Genomic DNA, 16,390 nt, shown 5'->3' on the forward strand with positions numbered 1-16,390 from the left:
CGGAGAAGTCACCCAGGGATGTGGGCACAGTCCCAGGAGCGCTATTCCGCCGCCGGCAGGTGAAGGGCCATCAGCTGGGCGGAGCGGCGGTGGTCGCCCTGGTCCGACATGGGCAGGCCGATCCGCCGCCTCGCGTCTCCCACGGCTTCGTGGACGCTGTCCACCGCCAGGATCAGGGCGCTCACCGTGCGCAGGTCGATCGACCGTTCGCGGGTATGGGTCACCACGTCGGCAATCAGGTCGTCGATCTCCAGGACGATCGTATCCAGTTCCGCCGCCGTCGTGGCCGCGCGGATCTCCCGGAGGATGTCGAGGAGCCGGTCGAGGACGATGTCGATCCGCTCCCGGCGCTTGCGGGCGAGGCGCTGGCCGAGCCACGCGAAGCCGGAGCCGATGGTGCCGCCGAAGAAGGCCACGAGGTAGATGTAATCCTCGTAGCGGTCGAGGAAGGTCTGCTGCTCGCGCTCGAAATAATCCACCGCGCCGGGGTGGTTCGGCAGACGGGCGGAGGTGGCTGCGACGGTCGTGTCGAAGTCGGGGGCCTTCATCAGCTTCGCGATGGGTGCCACGGCGGCGAGGCGGGAGCGCCATTCGAACAGATGCTGCGTGGCCGAGGCCACGGCGACCCGGCTGACCGTGCCCCGGGCCATGAGGCGGTAGGAGGCACCCACGGTATGGATCTCCTCGTCGGGCCGCTTCGGCCGTCCGCCGAAGGTGCCCGCCGGGATGGTCACGGATTGCAGTTCCGGGAAACGCTGGAGGATCGCATCGCCGTCGGGAACCGAGACGAAGCCGATCTTCCGCTCCGGCGAGCCCGCCTCCACTGCCCGGACCACGTTGGCCGCCATCTTCGAAGCAGGGCTCGCGATGACCGCCACCGCATCGACGCGCTTGTCGGCGAGCGCCTGGGCGATCTCCGCCACTTTCAGGGGCACCACCGTCACGTGGCCCGGCGCCGGCTCCGCGGTCTCTTCGGTGGCGGGGGTGTCGGGCACGAGGTCGTAGAAGGACAGCACGTTCGTGACGAAAGGCAGGTCCGCCCCGTGCCGCACCACGATGCCGAGGCGCTTGCGGGCGAGGTCGGGAAACTCGTCGATGTCGCTGTGGTCGGGCCGGGCCACCACCAGCGCCTCGTCGTGGAGGATCGCCAGGGTCAGGCCGTTCTCAGGGAGGAACACGTCCGGTCGGACCACCGCGAGGTCGGCCTTGTTCCTCTGGAGGGCGAGGCCGCTGTCGCGCACGTCCTCGTAGCGGACGATCTTCAGCCGCACATCCTCCCGCGCCCGGTCGAGGGCCGCGGCGTAGGCTTCGATGAGGGAGGCTTCGGGGCCGTCCTGGGGCCCCACGGCGACCGTCAGGGTGTTCGGCCGCGACAGGTAGACGACCGCGCCCGCGAGCGCGATGAGCCCCAGCGCCACCAGGACGAGGAGCCATTCCCGACGCATCAGGACGGACACAGCCGCCCGCAGCCTTCGCTGCAGCGTCCCCGGCAAGGAATCAGGGTCGAGGGCATGGCCCGTCCTGTCGCGTTGCGCGCGTTCCATCGCTCGTTCATGAAACGCAAACCTGTCCAGATCGTGAAGAACACGTGAAGCGACCCACCGTTGCATCCATCGGGCCAGATGCCGTGCCGGCCCAGACGGAACCGCCCCGGCCGCCCAAGCCGGTGAGCGCAGCGTGGCTGGAGCGGGCCGCCCTCGACTACCTGCAGCGCTACAGCGCCTCGACCGACATGCTTCGCCGCACCCTCGCCCGGCGCGTCGAGAAACGCGCCAGGGCCCGCGACGAAGAGCCTGCCGCTTTCGCGGAGATGATCGAGGCGACGGTGGCCCGGGCTGTGTCGGCCGGGCTCGTGGACGACGCCCGATTTGCCGAAGGCCGGCTCGCCGCCCTCCGTCGCCGGGGCACCTCCCGCCGGGCCGCCGGCATGAAGCTCGCCGCGAAGGGTGTCCCCCGGGATGTGGTCGAAGCGGCCATGGAGGCCGAGCGGGAGGCGAGGCCCGAAGAGGACAGCGAGGAGAAGGCGGCCTGGGCCTATGCCAAGCGGCGGCGCCTCGGCCCTTACCGCCTGCCCGACAGGCGGGCCGAGCACCGGGAGCGCGACCTCGCCAGCCTCGCCCGCCAGGGTTTTTCCTACGGCCTCGCCCGCGGGATCATCGAGGCCGACGAGGTCCCCTGACACCCCCCGTCATTGTGAGCGCAGCGAAGCAACCCAGGGATGCGGGACGCCTCAGGTTGTGGCGGATGCTTCTGGATTGCTTCGCTGCGCTTGCAATGACCGCAAGGGTTCGCACGAGCAGCCGGTGGGGTGCGGCAATGAGGACCGGGAGGGCCGCCCGGACGCCCTTGTTTCGCTCGGGTTTGTGTTCATCTTCCGTTCCATGGACGAGGTTCTGGCCAAGAAGCTGCGCATCCTCGCCGATGCCGCCAAATACGATGCGTCCTGCGCCTCGTCCGGAGCGCCCAAGCGCGCCGCGGGCAAGGACGGGATCGGCTCGACCACCGGGGCGGGGATTTGCCACGCCTACACGCCGGATGGGCGCTGCGTCTCGCTGCTCAAGATCCTGCTGACCAATTGGTGCCTTTTCGACTGCGCCTATTGCGTCAACCGCCGCTCCTCGAATGTCCCACGGGCGAAATTCACTGTCGAAGAGGTCGTGAACCTCACCCTGAATTTTTACAAGCGCAACTATATCGAAGGCCTGTTTCTGTCGTCTGGCATCATCAAATCACCCGACCACACGATGGAACTGATGACCCGGGTGGCGAAGTCCCTGCGCCGGGACCACGGCTTTGCCGGCTACATCCACCTCAAGTCTATTCCCGAGGCAAGCCCGTGGCTGATCGAAGAGGCAGGGCTCTACGCAGACCGCCTGTCGATCAACGTGGAGCTTCCGACCGAAGCGAGCCTGGGGCGCCTCGCGCCGGAAAAGGACGGCGCGGCAATCCAGGGGGCGATGGCCCAGATCGGCGAGCGCATCGTCCAGGCCAAGGCCGAGAAGCGCCGCTTCGCCCCGGCGGGACACTCGACGCAGGTGATCGTCGGAGCTGACGACACCACCGACGCCGCCCTGATCGCCAAGAGCGAGCTGCTCTACGGCAGCGTCGGGTTGAAGCGGGTCTATTACTCGGCCTTCAGCCCGATCCCCGATGGGTCGCGGATCCTGCCCCTGAAGGCCCCGCCCCTAGCCCGTGAGCACCGGCTGTATCAGGCGGACTGGCTGCTCCGGTATTACGAGTTCTCCGCCGAGGAAGTCGCTTCGGCCTCCGAGGGCGGGATGCTGGCCCTCGACATCGACCCGAAACTTGCCTGGGCTTTGAAGTACCGGGAGCGCTTCCCGGTGGACGTGAACACTGCCGACCGGGAGATGCTCCTGCGCGTCCCCGGCCTCGGGGCTCGGGCGGTGGATCGCATCGTCAAGGCGCGCAAACACACGACCCTGCGCCTCGACGATGTGGCGCGGCTGACCTCGAGCTTGAAGCGGGCCCGCCCCTTCCTCATCGCCGCCGACCACCGCCCCGTCGGCCTCACCGACCGGCAGGACCTCCGGGCGCGGTTGGTGGAGCCGGCCCAGCAGCTGAGCCTGTTCTGATGGCCGGGCGCATCCTCCCCTCCCCCTCCGCGGGGGAGGGCGGCCCCCGTACCATCCTCCTGCGCCCCGGCGCCGACCTGACCGGTTTTCGCGATGCCGCCCGGCGTCTGGCCGCATCCGGCGCGCGCCCCGAGGCGGTGACGTGGAGCGTCGAGTCCGCGCCGGGCCTGTTCGGCAGCGACGGCGCGCCCGATGCGGACCGGCCCCTGTCCCTCCCACGGGCGGTGGTCGATCTGATCCCCCAGGTCGTCCCCCACCGGGACCCGGAGCGCTACAGCCTGCTCTACACCCTGATCTGGCGCAGCCTCCACGGCGAGCGGCACCTGATGGAGGTGGCGAGCGACCCCGTCGTCCACCGTTTGTCCCGCATGGCCAAGGCGATCCGCCGTGACCTGCACAAGATGCACGCCTTCCTCCGCTTCCACCGGGTGGAGGATGCGGCCGGCGAGCGCTTCGTCGCGTGGTTCGAACCGGACCACCACATCCTGGAAGCGGCGGCGCCTTTCTTCGTGCGCCGCTTCGCCGGGATGCGCTGGACGATCCTGACCCCCGAAGGCCGGGCCGTCTGGGACGGAACGGCGTTGACCTACGGCCCCCCCGGCTCCCGCAGCGACGTGCCTGAGGGCGACGGCTTCGAGGCCGGCTGGCAGACCTATTACGAGACGACGTTCAACCCGGCCCGCGTCAACCCGAAGGCGATGCGGGCGGAGATGCCGAAGAAGTACTGGCGCAATATGCCCGAGACGGCCGCCATCCCCGCCCTGCTCCGGGGTGCGGCGGACCGGACGGCGCAGATGATCGAGAGGGAGCCCACCGTGCCCGCACGCCGCGAACCCGCCCGAGCCGTCGCCGCGATGGCGGACCAGGACCCGAACAGCCTCGACGAGCTCAACGCCATCATCCGCAAGACCGAGCCCCTCGTGCCGGGGGCGACCCAGGCCGTCCTGGGCGAAGGTCCCCTCGGCGCCACCCTCGCCTTCGTCGGCGAGCAGCCCGGCGACCAGGAGGACCTGAAGGGCCGCCCCTTCGTCGGGCCGGCGGGGCAGTTGCTCTCGCGGGCCATGGCGGAGGCCGGCATCGACCGTGAGGCGAGCTACCTCACCAACGCGGTCAAGCACTTCAAATTCACCCTGCGGGGCAAGCGCCGGATCCACGAAAAACCCACCGCCGGCGAAGTCAGCCACTATCGCTGGTGGCTCGACCGGGAGCTGGACTTCGTCGCGCCCAAACTCGTCGTGGCGCTCGGCGCGACGGCGGTGCTGGCCCTGACGGGCAAGTCGATCCCGATCACCCGTGCCCGTGGCCCGTTCCGGTTCGACCGGCGGGACAACCGCTTTCAGGGCTTCATCACCGTCCATCCCTCTTATCTCCTGCGCCTGCCCGACGAGGCGAAGGAAGAGGCCTATGCGGCCTTCCTCGACGATTTGAAGCGCATTGCCGCACTCGGTGCGGAGCTTGCCGCATGAACGAGGAGATTTAATCCCTGAAGGCGCGTGCGGGGAGGCACGCCGCTCCGAGTCATTCTCTCCTATATTGCAGTCACGACAGAGGAAGCGGACGCAAACACTGCTCCGCGCTGCATGAGGAGAGAGATTTACAAGATGAAGACCCGCCTTGCCGCTGCTTTTGCCGTCCTCGCCATCGGCATCGCCGCCCCGCTGACCTCGGCGACGGCCACACCCTTCGACACCCGCCGCGACGTGCAGACCACCGGTTCGATCGGCGTCCACGACTCGCCCCTCTACGAATCCCACCCGGGCTACTGCGCCCCGAGTTCGGCCGCCGAGGGCAATGCCAACCAGCAGACCCGCCCGGTGAAGCAGTACGGCCAGACCACCGGCGGCGACCGCTGCTGACACGCATGACCGAACGATGATGTGGCGGGGCCGGGGTGCCCCGCCACTTGTTTTTGCGCTGGCCATCCGCTGGACAATGCGTGGGGGACCGTCCACGAAAAACTCCCCATCCTTGTCGCGGCGGCCGAGGCCGAACTCGGGCGACTGCCGGATCGTTGACGAGTCCTAGCGAGCCCCCCTGCGCCCATGACCGCCGCCAAGACCGCCGAGACTACAGCCGCCCCCAAACAAGTCGGCCCCGGCGATCAGGTGATCCTGGTCGATGGCTCGTCGTTCATCTTCCGGGCCTATTTCCAGTCGATCAACCAGGACCAGAAGTACAATTCCCGCCCCTCGGACGGATTGCCGACCGGGGCGGTGCGGCTGTTCTGCACCAAGATCGCCCAGTTCCTTCAGGATGGCGCCGCCGGCACGATGCCGACGCATCTGGGCATTGTGTTCGACAAGTCGGAGGGTTCATTCCGCAAGGAGATGTTCCCGGACTACAAGGGCCACCGCCCCGACGCGCCGGACGACCTGAAGCGCCAGATGCCGCTGATGCGCGACGCGGTACGGGCCTTCGGCCTGCATGCCGTCGAACTGGAGCGCTACGAGGCGGATGACCTGATCGCCACCTATGCCCGGCAGGCCGAGGCCCGAGGGGCGGGCGTCATCATCGTCTCCTCCGACAAGGACCTGATGCAGCTCGTCGGGCCGCTGGTGCGATTCTACGATTTCGAATCGGGCTCCAAGGGGAAGCCAGGCTACCGGCCCGAGCGCAACCTCGATGTCGAGGCGATCATCGCCAAATGGGAGGGCCTGAGCCCGAACCAGATCGGCGACGCGCTGGCTCTGATCGGCGATACCTCGGACAACGTGCCGGGCGTCCCCGGCATCGGCCTGAAGACCGCCGCCGCCCTCATCAAGGAATTCGGATCCCTTGAGGCGCTGCTGGAGCGGGCCGGCGAGATCAAGCAGCCGAAGCGCCGGGAGACCCTGCTCGCCAACATCGACCAAGCGCGCCTCTCGCGAAAGCTCGTGGCGCTGATGGAGGACGTGCCCGTCCCCGTCCCGCTCGATGAACTGGTGGTGCCCAAGCCCGACCCGGAGAAGCTCGTCGGCTTCCTCAAGGCGATGGAGTTCAACACCCTGACCCGGCGCATCGCGCAGATGCTCCACGTGGACCCGGAGAAGGTGCAGCCCGACCCGTCGCTGCTGCCCGGCGCCGGGGCCAGGGCCGGCGACCCGCCTCCGTTCTTCGGTGATGCGGTGCCGCCGGACCCGGAGACTGCCGCCGCGGGGCCGGAGCGTCCGCCGGGCGACGCCCCACCCGAGGGCGGGGAGGTCGATCCCTTCGCGGATCTCGGCCTGCCGGACGCGGCCCCGAAGCCCCGCGGCCCCGCCGAGCCGACGCCGGGCGCCCTGGTGGCCGCCCGGGCGGCCGAGTCGGTGAAGCCGTTCGACACGGCGGCCTACGAGACGGTGCTGACCCTCGAACACCTCGACGCCTGGATCGCCGAGGCCGAGGAAGTCGGCGTGGTGGCCGTCGACACCGAAACGGATTCCCTCGATTCCTACCGGGCGGGGCTGGTCGGCGTGTCGCTGGCGGTGGCGCCGGGGCGGGCCTGCTACATTCCGCTGGCCCACCTGCGGGCGGTGACGGCCGAGCCCGATGCGGGCGAATTGTTCGGTCAGGGGGCAACCTCGACCGACATCGCCGAGCCCATCCCCGACCAGATCCCCCTGGATGCGGCGCTGGCGCGGCTGAAGCCGCTCCTCGAGAACCCCGGCGTGCTCAAGGTCGGGCAGAACCTGAAATACGATTGGGTGGTCTTCTCGCGCTACGGCATCGAGGTCGCGCCCTTCGACGACACGATGCTCATTTCCTATGTGCTCGATGCCGGCAAGGGCGGGCACGGGATGGACGAACTCGCCCGCCGCCATCTCGGCCACCAGCCGATCACCTTCGCGGATGTAACCGGCACAGGCCGGGCCAAGGTGACGTTCGACCGGGTGGCCCTCGACAAGGCCACCGCCTATGCCGCTGAGGATGCGGACGTCACCTTGCGCCTATGGCGGATGATGAAGCCGCGCCTCGTGGCCGAGCGGCGGGTCGCGGTCTACGAGACCCTGGAGCGCCCGCTCCTGCCGATCATCGCCCGGATGGAGATGGCCGGCATCCGCGTCGACCGCGACATGCTGAGCCGCCTGTCGGGCGACTTCTCGCAGATCCTGGTGCGCCTTGAGGAAGAGATTCAGGAGGATGCCGGCGAGAAATTCTCGGTCGGCTCGCCGAAGCAGATCGGCGACATCCTGTTCGGCAAGATGGGCCTGCCCGGCGCCAAGAAGACGCCCTCCGGCCAATGGGCCACCCCGGCGACGCTGTTGGAGGAACTGGCCCAGGCCGGGCACGAACTGCCCAAGAAGATCCTCGAATGGCGCCAGCTCTCGAAGCTGAAATCGACCTACACCGATTCGCTCCAGACCCATGCCGACCGGGAGACGCAGCGGGTCCACACCTCGTTCTCCCTCGCAGCGACGACGACGGGCCGGCTCTCCTCCTCGGAGCCGAACCTGCAGAACATCCCCGTCCGCACCGAAGAAGGCCGGCGCATCCGCAAAGCCTTCGTGGCGGCACCCGGCAAGAAGCTGATCTCGGCCGACTATTCGCAGATCGAGTTGCGGCTCTTGGCCCACATGGCCGACATCCCCGAACTGCGCAAAGCCTTCGCGGACGGCATCGACATCCACGCGGCGACGGCCTCGGCGATGTTCGGCGTGCCCCTGAAGGACATGACGCCGGACCTGCGCCGCCGGGCGAAGACGATCAACTTCGGCATCATCTACGGCATCTCGGCCTTCGGGCTGGCCGACCGCCTCGGCATTGGCCGGGAGGAGGCGTCCGCCTTCATCAAACAGTATTTCGAACAGTTCCCCGGCATCCGCGACTACATCGACACGACGAAGCGCAGTTGCCGGGACAAGGGCTACGTCACCACCCTGTTCGGCCGGGTGTGCCATTACCCGCAGATCCGCTCCAACAACCCCAACGAGCGGGCGAGCGTCGAGCGGCAGGCGATCAACGCTCCGATTCAGGGTTCGGCCGCCGACATCATCCGCCGGGCGATGACCCGGATCGAAGGCGCGCTCGCCGCCGAGCGGCTCGGCGTGACGATGCTTCTGCAGGTCCACGACGAGCTGGTCTTCGAGGCGGCGGAGGACGAGGTGGAGACGGCGATTCCGATCATCGCCTCGGTGATGGAAGAGGCCCCGGCGCCAGCCCTGACGCTCCGGGTGCCGCTGGTGGTCGAGGCCAAGGCGGCGCTGAACTGGCAGGAGGCGCATTGAGGAGTTCGCGGTTCTCGCGAGCCCCTCCCGTCATTGCGAGCGCAGCGAAGCAATCCAGGGCGCCGCGCCATCGCCGGAGGTTACGCGAGTCCGGGGTACAGGTCGGTCCAGTCCGGGTTCATGGCCTCAATGAGCGCGAGCTTGCGCTTGCGCGATCCGGCCTTGATTTGCTTTTCGCGATCGATGGCCTCGACCATCGAAGCGTAAGGCTCGTACCAGACCAGTGTCTTGCAGCCGTATTGCCGTGTGAAACCCGGCAGCAATGCCTCGCGGTGCTCGTACACCCGCCGGGCGAGGTCCGACGTCACGCCGCCATAGACTGTGCCGTTGCGGCGGCTTGCCATGATGTAGACGGTCGGCGCGCGCATGGCGGCCCTCAGAGGGTCGATGGTTCAGGTCGCGGATCCCTGGATTGCTTCGCTGCGCTCGAAAAGACGAAAATTTGGGTGTCCACAGAGATGCACCAACCTCCGCAACCTCTCCGTCATTGCGAGCAAAGCGAAGCAATCTAGGGACGCGCCATGGTCGGAGACGTCCCGCTACCCTGGATTGCTTCACTCCGTTCGCAATGGCGGAGACGCCTTTGAGTGAGGCGTGAAGCAGTCTACGGAAGCGCAACCTTCATGAGTTGTGGCGAAGGCGCCGAATAAGAACACGGGAGCGAAACGATGCGAGCCCTCCTCTGCCAGACCCTCGACGGACCGGACGCCCTCGCCATTGTGGAGCGGCCGGAGCCCGAGGCCGGGCCGGGGCAAGCGCTTGTGCGGGTCACCCTGGCCGCGCTCAACTTCTTCGACACGCTGATCGTCGCCGGGAAGTATCAGGTGAAGCCGCCCCTGCCCTTCTCGCCAGGGGGCGAGGGCGTGGGTGTCGTCGAGGCGCTGGGCGAGGGCGTCAGCGGGCTCACGGTCGGCCAGCGGGTGGTGATCCACGCTGGCTACGGCTGCTGCGCCGAGCGGATCGCTATCGCCGCGACGAAACTCACCCCCGTGCCGGAGGGGGTGCCGGACGAGCAGGCCGCGGGCCTCACCATCACCTACGGCACCACGCTCCACGCGCTGGCCAACCGCGCGAAGCTGCGCGAGGGCGAATGGCTCGCGGTGCTCGGGGCCTCAGGCGGGGTCGGCCTCGCGGCGGTGGAACTCGGGGCGCTGATGGGGGCAAAGGTTATCGCTTGCGCCTCCTCCGAGGACAAGGTCGCCGCCGCCCGCGCCCACGGGGCCGCCGAGGGGCTGGTCTACACACCCGAAACCCTGAAGGACGACCTGCGCCGGATCACCGGCGGCGCGGGCGTCGACGTGGTCTACGACGCGGTGGGCGATGCCTTCGCGGAGCCGGCCCTGCGGTCCCTGGCATGGCGCGGGCGCTACCTCGTGATCGGCTTCGCAGCGGGGGGGATCCCGCGGCTGCCCCTCAACCTGATCCTGCTCAAGGAACTCGACGTGCAGGGCGTCCACTGGGGCGCCTTCACCGAGCGTGATCCGCAAGCCCACCGGGCCGACCAAGCGCAGTTGCTCGCCTGGGTGGCGGAGGGCAAGCTCAGCGCCAAGGTCCACGGGGTCTATCCGCTGGAGGCCTTCCCCGAGGCGTTCGGGGTGCTCACCCGGCGGGAGGCCGTGGGGAAGGTGCTGCTGCGGGTGTAGGTTTGTCGCTCGCCTCCATGCGTCTTGGGAGGATCGCTGCACAATTCGCTGGCTGATCCTACCCTCAGTCCTCATCCTGAGGTACGGCGACAGCCGCCTCGAAGGAAGGCTCAAGAAGTCGCCGCGCTCCCTGGAACCCTCCTTCGAGGCCCGCTGGCGCGGGCGCCTCAGGATGAGGGGGGAGGAAGGGACCAACGTCTCGACTCCCCCTGCGAACAGGGGGCGGAGAATTGCTCACAGCAGCCCCTGCTCCCGGGCCAGCATCATCAGATCCGCCTGCGGCCTCGCACCGATGTGCTGGATCACCTCCGCCGCCGCGATTGTGCCGAGGCGGGCGCTGGCGAGGTGGTCGAGGCCCCGGGCATGGCCCGCGAGGAAGCCGGCTGCGAAGAGGTCTCCCGCCCCGGTCGTGTCGAGGACATGCGCCACCGGACTCGCCGCGACCTCGCGGACATGGCCGCCGTGGACCACCAGGGCGCCCTTCTCCGAGCGGGTGACGAGGCCGAGCATGTGCATGCCCCGGCCGTTGCGCTCGTCGCGCAGCGCCGCCACGGCGGCTTCCTCGTCCTCGGTCTGGTACAGGCTCTTCAGCTCGCCGAGGTTGGCGAACAGGATATCGATGCTGCCGTCGCGGATGAGGCCCAGGAACTCGTCCCGGTAGCGGCCGACGCAGAACGCATCCGACAGGGTCAGCGCGACGGCATTGCCGGCCCGGTGGGCGATCTCGACGGCCTTGCGGAACGCGTCCTTGGCGGCCGGCGGATCCCATAGGTAGCCTTCCAGGTAGACGACCCGGGCCGAGGCCACCGTGTCCTTGTGCACGTCGTCCGGCCCGAGGCCCTGACAGGCGCCGAGATAGGTGCTCATGGTCCGCTCGCCGTCCGGCGTCACCAGGACGAAGCAGCGGGCGGTGGCCGGGCCGTCGGCGGCGGCGGGCACGTCGAAGCCGACGCCGGTCGCCTTCAGGTCGTGGCGGAAGAGATGGCCGAGCTCGTCGTCCCGCACCCGGCCGACGAAGCCGGTCCTGGCCCCGAGCATGGCCGCGCCGACGGCGGTGTTGGCGCCGGAGCCGCCGGAGACGATCGTCGCCGGGCCCATGGCCTGGAATAGGGCTTCCGCCCGCGGCTCATCGATCAGGGTCATCGCGCCCTTGGCCATTCCCTCCCGTTCGAGAAAGGCGTCGTCGGTCCGTGCGATGACGTCGACGATGGCGTTGCCGAGGACGAGGAGGTCGAGGGAAGCGGTCATGCGGCGGTCCGGCTGCGAAACGTTAAAGCCGCTGTGGCATCGGTCGATAAACGGATCAAGCCGCGGGCGGCGATCACGGTTCTCACCCCGCGATCTCCTCCAGGGCGACGTCCCGGGTCCGCGGTCCGAGCACGCCGACGAGGCCACCCGCGACGAGCATGGCGGCGGAGATGAACAGGAACACGCCCGACGTTCCCGACTCCCGCAGCACGAAGGCGACGACGAAGCCCGTGAAGATCGCCGAAAACCGGCTCCAGGAATACACGAAGCCGACCGCCCGCGCCCGGATGCCGGTGGGGAACAGCTCCGCCTGGTAGGCGTGGAAGCTGTAGGACATGACGTTCGAGGCGAGGGTCAGGCCGATGCCCAGCGCCACGATGCCGGTCACGTCCCTGACCTGAGCGAAGGCCAGTCCGCAGGCGATGTACAGGCAGGCCGCCGCCACGATGACGTGCTTGCGCTCGAACCGGTCGGCGATGGCGAGCCCGATCAGCGGGCCGACGGGCGCCGCGACGGCGATCAGCGCCGTGTAGGCGAGGCTCGACGTAACGGTGATGCCCTGTGCGATCAACAGGGTCGGCACCCAGTTCGCGAAACCGTAGAAACCCACGGTCTGGAACACGTTGAATCCGGCCATCATCAGGGTCCGGCGGCGGTAGGGCGGCACCCACATGTCCCGGAAGGCGCCCTTCGGCTCGGCGGCCTGGGGCGGCCCAGGCGGCGGCAGGGGGCGGCCGTATTCCATCTGAACTTTCGCCTCCAGTCGGGCCATCACCGCCTCGGCCTCGGAGAAACGGCCGCGCTCCACGAGCCAGCGGGGACTTTCGGGCAGGCCGGAACGCATCCACCACACGAGAACCGCCGCCGACGCGCCGATCAGCGCGACCCAGCGCCAGCCGTCTAGGCCGAGGGGCGAGAGCGGGATCAGCAGGTAGGACAGGAAGGCCACGACCGGCACGGCGCAGAAACCGATGGCCTGGCACAGGGCGAAAGCCCGCCCGCGGATGCCCTTCGGCACCAGCTCGGAGAGGTAGCTGCCGATGGTCACCATCTCGAGCCCGAGGCCGATGCCGGCGATGAGGCGCCAGAGATTGAGGCCGAACGCCTCGTTCTGGAAGGCAATTACGACATTGGCCGCCGTGTAGGACAGGAGCGACCACGTGAAGATCGTCCGCCGCCCGAACCGGTCGGCGAGCCAGCCGCAGGCGACCGTGCCGATGAACAACCCGGTGAACAGGGCGGCGACGAAGCCTGCCACCCCCGTCGCCCCGAACAGGCCCGGCGTGGTCGGCGTGAGGATGCCAGCTTTCACGAGGCCCGGCGCGACATAACCGGTGAACAGCAGATCGTAGAGTTCGAAGAAGAAGCCGAGGCCGAGCAGCGCCACGAGGCGCCAGACCGTTCCCGTCGCCGGCAGGCGGTCGAGCCGGGCGACGATCATCGCGGGATCGGGCTGCGGATGCGGAACCGCGCTCGTGGTCATGTTGGGGATCGTCCTCAGGCCGGAGGCGCCGCTTGCCCCGGAACGGGCGGCTGCGCAAGACACGCGCATCCCCCGTCATTGCGAGCGCAGCGAAGCAATCCAGTCGGCACCACCACATCCGGATAAGTCGCGCCCTGGATTGCTTCGGCTCCGCCTCGCAATGACAACGGGGTTCGGCAGGCGCCGGGCAAGCCCCCTCACACCCCGAACACTGACCACCCCATGCGCTGGGTGAGCCGCTCCAAGGCGACCCGGCCGAGATGGGAGTTGCCGGCCGCGTCGAGGCCGGGGGACCAGACGGCGATCGAAGCCTTGCCCGGGGCGACCGCGAAGATCCCGCCCCCCACTCCGCTCTTGCCCGGCAGGCCGACCCGGTAGGCGAATTCCCCCGAGCCGTCGTAGTGGCCGCAGGTTAGCATGATGGCGTTGATGCGCCGCGCCCGCTCAGCGGTGACGACGTTGTAGCCGGTGGCCGGGTTGAGGCCGTTATGGGCCAGGAACTGCCCCGCCGTGGCGAGCTGGCGGCAGTTCATCGCGATGGCGCAGTGGTGGAAATACACGCCGAGGGTGAAGTCCACCGGGTTCTCGATCACCCCGAAGGATTTCATGTAGTAGGCCAGCGCGCTGTTCCTGAAGCCGGTCCGCCGCTCCGAGGACGCGACCTTCTCGTCGATGAAGACGGTCTGGTCCTGGGCCAGGAACTGCATGAAGCGCAGGATCTCGCCCAGGGCCTCCCGGGGCTCGTGGCCGGAGAGGATCACGTCGGTGACGGCGATGGCGCCGGCATTGATGAACGGGTTGCGGGGCACCCCGCGCTCCCGCTCCAATTGCACGATCGAGTTGAACGGGTTGCCGGAGGGCTCCCGCCCGACCCGCCGCCACAGGCGGTCGCCGATCATGCCGAGCGCCAGGGTGAGGGTGAACACCTTGGAGATGCTCTGGATGGAGAACAGCACCTCGCTGTCTCCGCCGGCACTCACCCGCCCGTCGCCGTCGATCACGGCCATGCCGAACCGGTTCGGGTCCACATGGGCCAGTTCGGGAATGTAGTCCGCCACCGTGCCGCGGTCGGTGCGCGCGGCCATCTCCTCCGAGATCTCACGGACGACGGTATCGAGGTCGGGCATGGGCCAGTCGAAGTTTCAAAAGGTCCGAGACCTTTTGCGGGTGCAGGGCGGGGCCCTGCGACGATCGGGGCTTCGCCCCGAACCCCACCAAAGGGATGATCCCTTTGGGATCCCGGTCCTTCTACGCAAGGACCGGGCCCCGCGTCACGCGGCGGCCAGGGCCGTGCCCATGCTTTCCTTCTTCATCAGCTCGCGGAAGAAGCCGTCGAGATGGGTCAGCTTGTCCGGCGCGCCGTCCTGGGCGATCCGGCCGCCCTCCAGCACCACGATCCGGTCGAAGTCCTGAAGCGTCGAGAGCCGGTGGGCGATGGCGATGACGGTGCGCCCCTTCATTAGGTTCGCCAGCGCGTGGCGGATCGCCTGCTCGGATTCCGCATCCAGCGCCGAGGTGGCCTCGTCGAGGAGCAGGATCGGCGAGTTCTTCAGGATCGCCCGGGCGATGGCGATGCGCTGGCGCTGGCCGCCCGAGAGCTTCACGCCCCGGTCGCCGACGATGGTGTCGAAACCCTCCGGCAGGGACTTGATGAAGTCGGTGCAGTGGGCCGCCTCGGCCGCTTGCCAGACCTCCTCGTCGGTGGCCTCCGGCCGGCCGTAGCGGATGTTCTCCCGCAGGGTGCGGTGGAACATCGACACGTCCTGCGGGACCACGGTGATGGCCTCGCGCAGGGAATCGAGGGTGACCCGGTCGATATCCTGGCCGTTGATGCGGATCGACCCCGACTGGACGTCGTAGAAGCGCTGGATGAGGGAGAACAGGGTCGACTTGCCCCCGCCCGACTTACCCACGAGGCCGACCCGTTGGCCGGGCTCGATGGTCAGGTCGAAATCGGTGAACACGCTGCGCCCGTCCGGATAGTGGAAGGCCACGTGCTCGAACTCGATCTTGGCGCCCTGGCCGGCCAGGGGCTGAGCCTCGGGATGGTCCACGAGGTCGTGGGGCTGCAGCAGGGTGTGGAGCGCCTCGGCGAGGCGGGCGGTATGCTGCGTGGCATCGACGAGCGCCACGGCGAGGTCGCGGGTGGCCGCCAGGATGCGGATGCCGAGGGTGCAGACGAGGACCACCTGTCCGTTCGTCGCCTGACCGGCCTCCCACAGGCGGATCGACCAGTACAGGAGGCCGAGGATCGCCAGCACGGTGAGGATCGCGTGCACGATCCGCAGCTTCTCCAGATACAGCAGGGACGAACGCCGGGCCCGCATCTCCGTGGCGATGGTGCCCTGGAAGCGAACGCCCTCCCGCTCGACCGCCGAGAAGGCGCGCACCAGGGACATGTTGCCTACGAGATCGACCATCTCGCCGTCGACGCTGGCGGCCTTGGCGGCGAAGTCGTGGTGCAGGGGCTTGCCGGCGGACGCCATCTTGAACATCAGCACGACCACGGCCGCGAAGATGGCGGCCAGGATCCCCGCCATCGTGAGGCTGACGGACGAGATGTAGGCGATGGAGCCGAACGCAGCCACCGTCGGCGGCATCACGTTGAACACGAACATGTTCTCGACCGTGAAGATCGCGTTCGAGGTCGCGGTGATGCGGCTCGCCAGGGTGCCGGGCTGCCGGTCGGAGAAGAAGGTGGGCGAGTGGCCGGTCATGTGCCGGAACAGGTCGCGGCGGATGTCGCCCGTCACGCCGACGAAGGTGAAGGCCCCCGTCAGGGCGGCTACGCGCCAGAGCAGGTTGTCCACGGCGATGAAGATGATGAGGACCGTGAGCGCGCTCCAGATCCCGGTATTGTTCGGACCCGGCCCCTTCGTCAGCGCATCGACCACGCCCTTCAGGGCGTAATCGGTCGACACCGAGAAGCCCACCGCGCCGAGCACCGAGACCAGGATGACCAGATGCGGCAGCCAGCGACGGCGTAGGTACCGTCCGACGAAGGCGAAGGGCCGTTCGGCGTATCGGTGGAGTTCTTCCATCGTGGCGACCATCCCGTTCTCGCGCCACCGGCCGGCTCGAGCCGTGCGAGCATGCGGTATCAAAGGCAAGTCCGTCCCGTAGCGCCAACGCACCAGCGTTGCCATACGTTGCAGCGTCACTTTCCGGCGTGAGCGCTTTTAGCGTCCCAAGCTGAACAGAGCTTGATGGCGGGCATACAAAGCGAAAGCGGTGCCGCCC

General features: G+C 68.6%; 12 protein-coding genes. 6 read left to right on the plus strand and 6 right to left on the minus strand.

From position 1 onward, the window contains the following. Positions 1-41: 41 nt before the first annotated feature. Positions 42-1,445 (minus strand): TAXI family TRAP transporter solute-binding subunit, encoded by a 1,404-nt coding sequence (locus MFF22_RS20450; RefSeq protein WP_238252313.1) that lies wholly within the window; start codon positions 1,443-1,445, stop codon positions 42-44. A gap of 143 nt (positions 1,446-1,588) precedes the next feature. Between MFF22_RS20450 and MFF22_RS20455 the strand changes: the two genes are divergently transcribed. The 5 genes from MFF22_RS20455 to polA all read left to right on the plus strand — a co-directional run bounded on the left by MFF22_RS20455 (position 1,589) and on the right by polA (position 8,776). Continuing rightward, positions 1,589-2,179, plus strand: a complete 591-nt coding sequence (locus MFF22_RS20455) for a regulatory protein RecX (RefSeq protein ID WP_370877487.1) — start codon at positions 1,589-1,591, stop codon at positions 2,177-2,179. 202 nt (positions 2,180-2,381) lie between these two features. Then, positions 2,382-3,593, plus strand: a complete 1,212-nt coding sequence (locus MFF22_RS20460) for a putative DNA modification/repair radical SAM protein (protein WP_238251982.1) — start codon at positions 2,382-2,384, stop codon at positions 3,591-3,593. After that, positions 3,593-5,059, plus strand: coding sequence for a UdgX family uracil-DNA binding protein (locus MFF22_RS20465; RefSeq protein ID WP_238252000.1), 1,467 nt, complete (start codon positions 3,593-3,595; stop codon positions 5,057-5,059). The genes MFF22_RS20460 and MFF22_RS20465 overlap by 1 nt, the downstream gene beginning before the upstream one ends. A gap of 135 nt (positions 5,060-5,194) precedes the next feature. Then, positions 5,195-5,449: a hypothetical protein gene (locus tag MFF22_RS20470; protein WP_238252002.1), complete on the plus strand. Its 255-nt coding sequence runs from the start codon at positions 5,195-5,197 to the stop codon at positions 5,447-5,449. Positions 5,450-5,635: 186 nt separating this feature from the next. Next, positions 5,636-8,776, plus strand: coding sequence for a DNA polymerase I (gene polA, locus MFF22_RS20475; RefSeq protein WP_238252004.1), 3,141 nt, complete (start codon positions 5,636-5,638; stop codon positions 8,774-8,776). A gap of 80 nt (positions 8,777-8,856) precedes the next feature. Here polA and MFF22_RS20480 read toward each other — a convergent pair whose 3' ends face one another. Next, a complete protein-coding gene (locus MFF22_RS20480; protein ID WP_238252006.1) occupies positions 8,857-9,144 on the minus strand; it encodes a GIY-YIG nuclease family protein in 288 nt (95 codons plus the stop codon). Positions 9,145-9,444: 300 nt separating this feature from the next. Between MFF22_RS20480 and MFF22_RS20485 the strand changes: the two genes are divergently transcribed. Next, entirely contained in the window at positions 9,445-10,419 is a 975-nt protein-coding gene (locus MFF22_RS20485; protein ID WP_238252008.1) for an NADPH:quinone oxidoreductase family protein, read from the plus strand. A 234-nt stretch (positions 10,420-10,653) separates the two neighbouring features. Here the strand turns inward: MFF22_RS20485 and MFF22_RS20490 are convergent, their stop codons facing one another. The 4 genes from MFF22_RS20490 to MFF22_RS20505 form a co-directional block, all read right to left on the minus strand. Further along, positions 10,654-11,667 (minus strand): adenosine kinase, encoded by a 1,014-nt coding sequence (locus MFF22_RS20490; protein ID WP_238252009.1) that lies wholly within the window; start codon positions 11,665-11,667, stop codon positions 10,654-10,656. Between the two features lie 82 nt (positions 11,668-11,749). After that, positions 11,750-13,150 (minus strand): MFS transporter, encoded by a 1,401-nt coding sequence (locus tag MFF22_RS20495; protein ID WP_238252011.1) that lies wholly within the window; start codon positions 13,148-13,150, stop codon positions 11,750-11,752. A gap of 197 nt (positions 13,151-13,347) precedes the next feature. Then, positions 13,348-14,277, minus strand: a complete 930-nt coding sequence (locus tag MFF22_RS20500) for a glutaminase (RefSeq protein ID WP_238252013.1) — start codon at positions 14,275-14,277, stop codon at positions 13,348-13,350. A 144-nt stretch (positions 14,278-14,421) separates the two neighbouring features. Further along, complete coding sequence (locus tag MFF22_RS20505) at positions 14,422-16,191, minus strand: ABC transporter ATP-binding protein (protein ID WP_238252324.1); 1,770 nt, start codon at positions 16,189-16,191, stop codon at positions 14,422-14,424. Positions 16,192-16,390 lie beyond the last annotated feature (199 nt).

This window comes from Methylobacterium persicinum (assembly GCF_022179525.1).
In the GTDB taxonomy this organism is placed as follows: Bacteria; Pseudomonadota; Alphaproteobacteria; order Rhizobiales; family Beijerinckiaceae; genus Methylobacterium; species Methylobacterium persicinum.

Coding starts and splice junctions, on each gene's coding strand:
- MFF22_RS20450 (WP_238252313.1), bottom strand. CDS start 1,445: ATGCGTCGGGAATGGCTCCTCGTCCTGGTGGCGCTGGGGCTCATCGCG.
- MFF22_RS20460 (WP_238251982.1), top strand. CDS start 2,382: ATGGACGAGGTTCTGGCCAAGAAGCTGCGCATCCTCGCCGATGCCGCC.
- MFF22_RS20465 (WP_238252000.1), top strand. CDS start 3,593: ATGGCCGGGCGCATCCTCCCCTCCCCCTCCGCGGGGGAGGGCGGCCCC.
- MFF22_RS20470 (WP_238252002.1), top strand. CDS start 5,195: ATGAAGACCCGCCTTGCCGCTGCTTTTGCCGTCCTCGCCATCGGCATC.
- polA (WP_238252004.1), top strand. CDS start 5,636: ATGACCGCCGCCAAGACCGCCGAGACTACAGCCGCCCCCAAACAAGTC.
- MFF22_RS20480 (WP_238252006.1), bottom strand. CDS start 9,144: ATGCGCGCGCCGACCGTCTACATCATGGCAAGCCGCCGCAACGGCACA.
- MFF22_RS20485 (WP_238252008.1), top strand. CDS start 9,445: ATGCGAGCCCTCCTCTGCCAGACCCTCGACGGACCGGACGCCCTCGCC.
- MFF22_RS20490 (WP_238252009.1), bottom strand. CDS start 11,667: ATGACCGCTTCCCTCGACCTCCTCGTCCTCGGCAACGCCATCGTCGAC.
- MFF22_RS20495 (WP_238252011.1), bottom strand. CDS start 13,150: ATGACCACGAGCGCGGTTCCGCATCCGCAGCCCGATCCCGCGATGATC.
- MFF22_RS20500 (WP_238252013.1), bottom strand. CDS start 14,277: ATGCCCGACCTCGATACCGTCGTCCGTGAGATCTCGGAGGAGATGGCC.
- MFF22_RS20505 (WP_238252324.1), bottom strand. CDS start 16,191: ATGGAAGAACTCCACCGATACGCCGAACGGCCCTTCGCCTTCGTCGGA.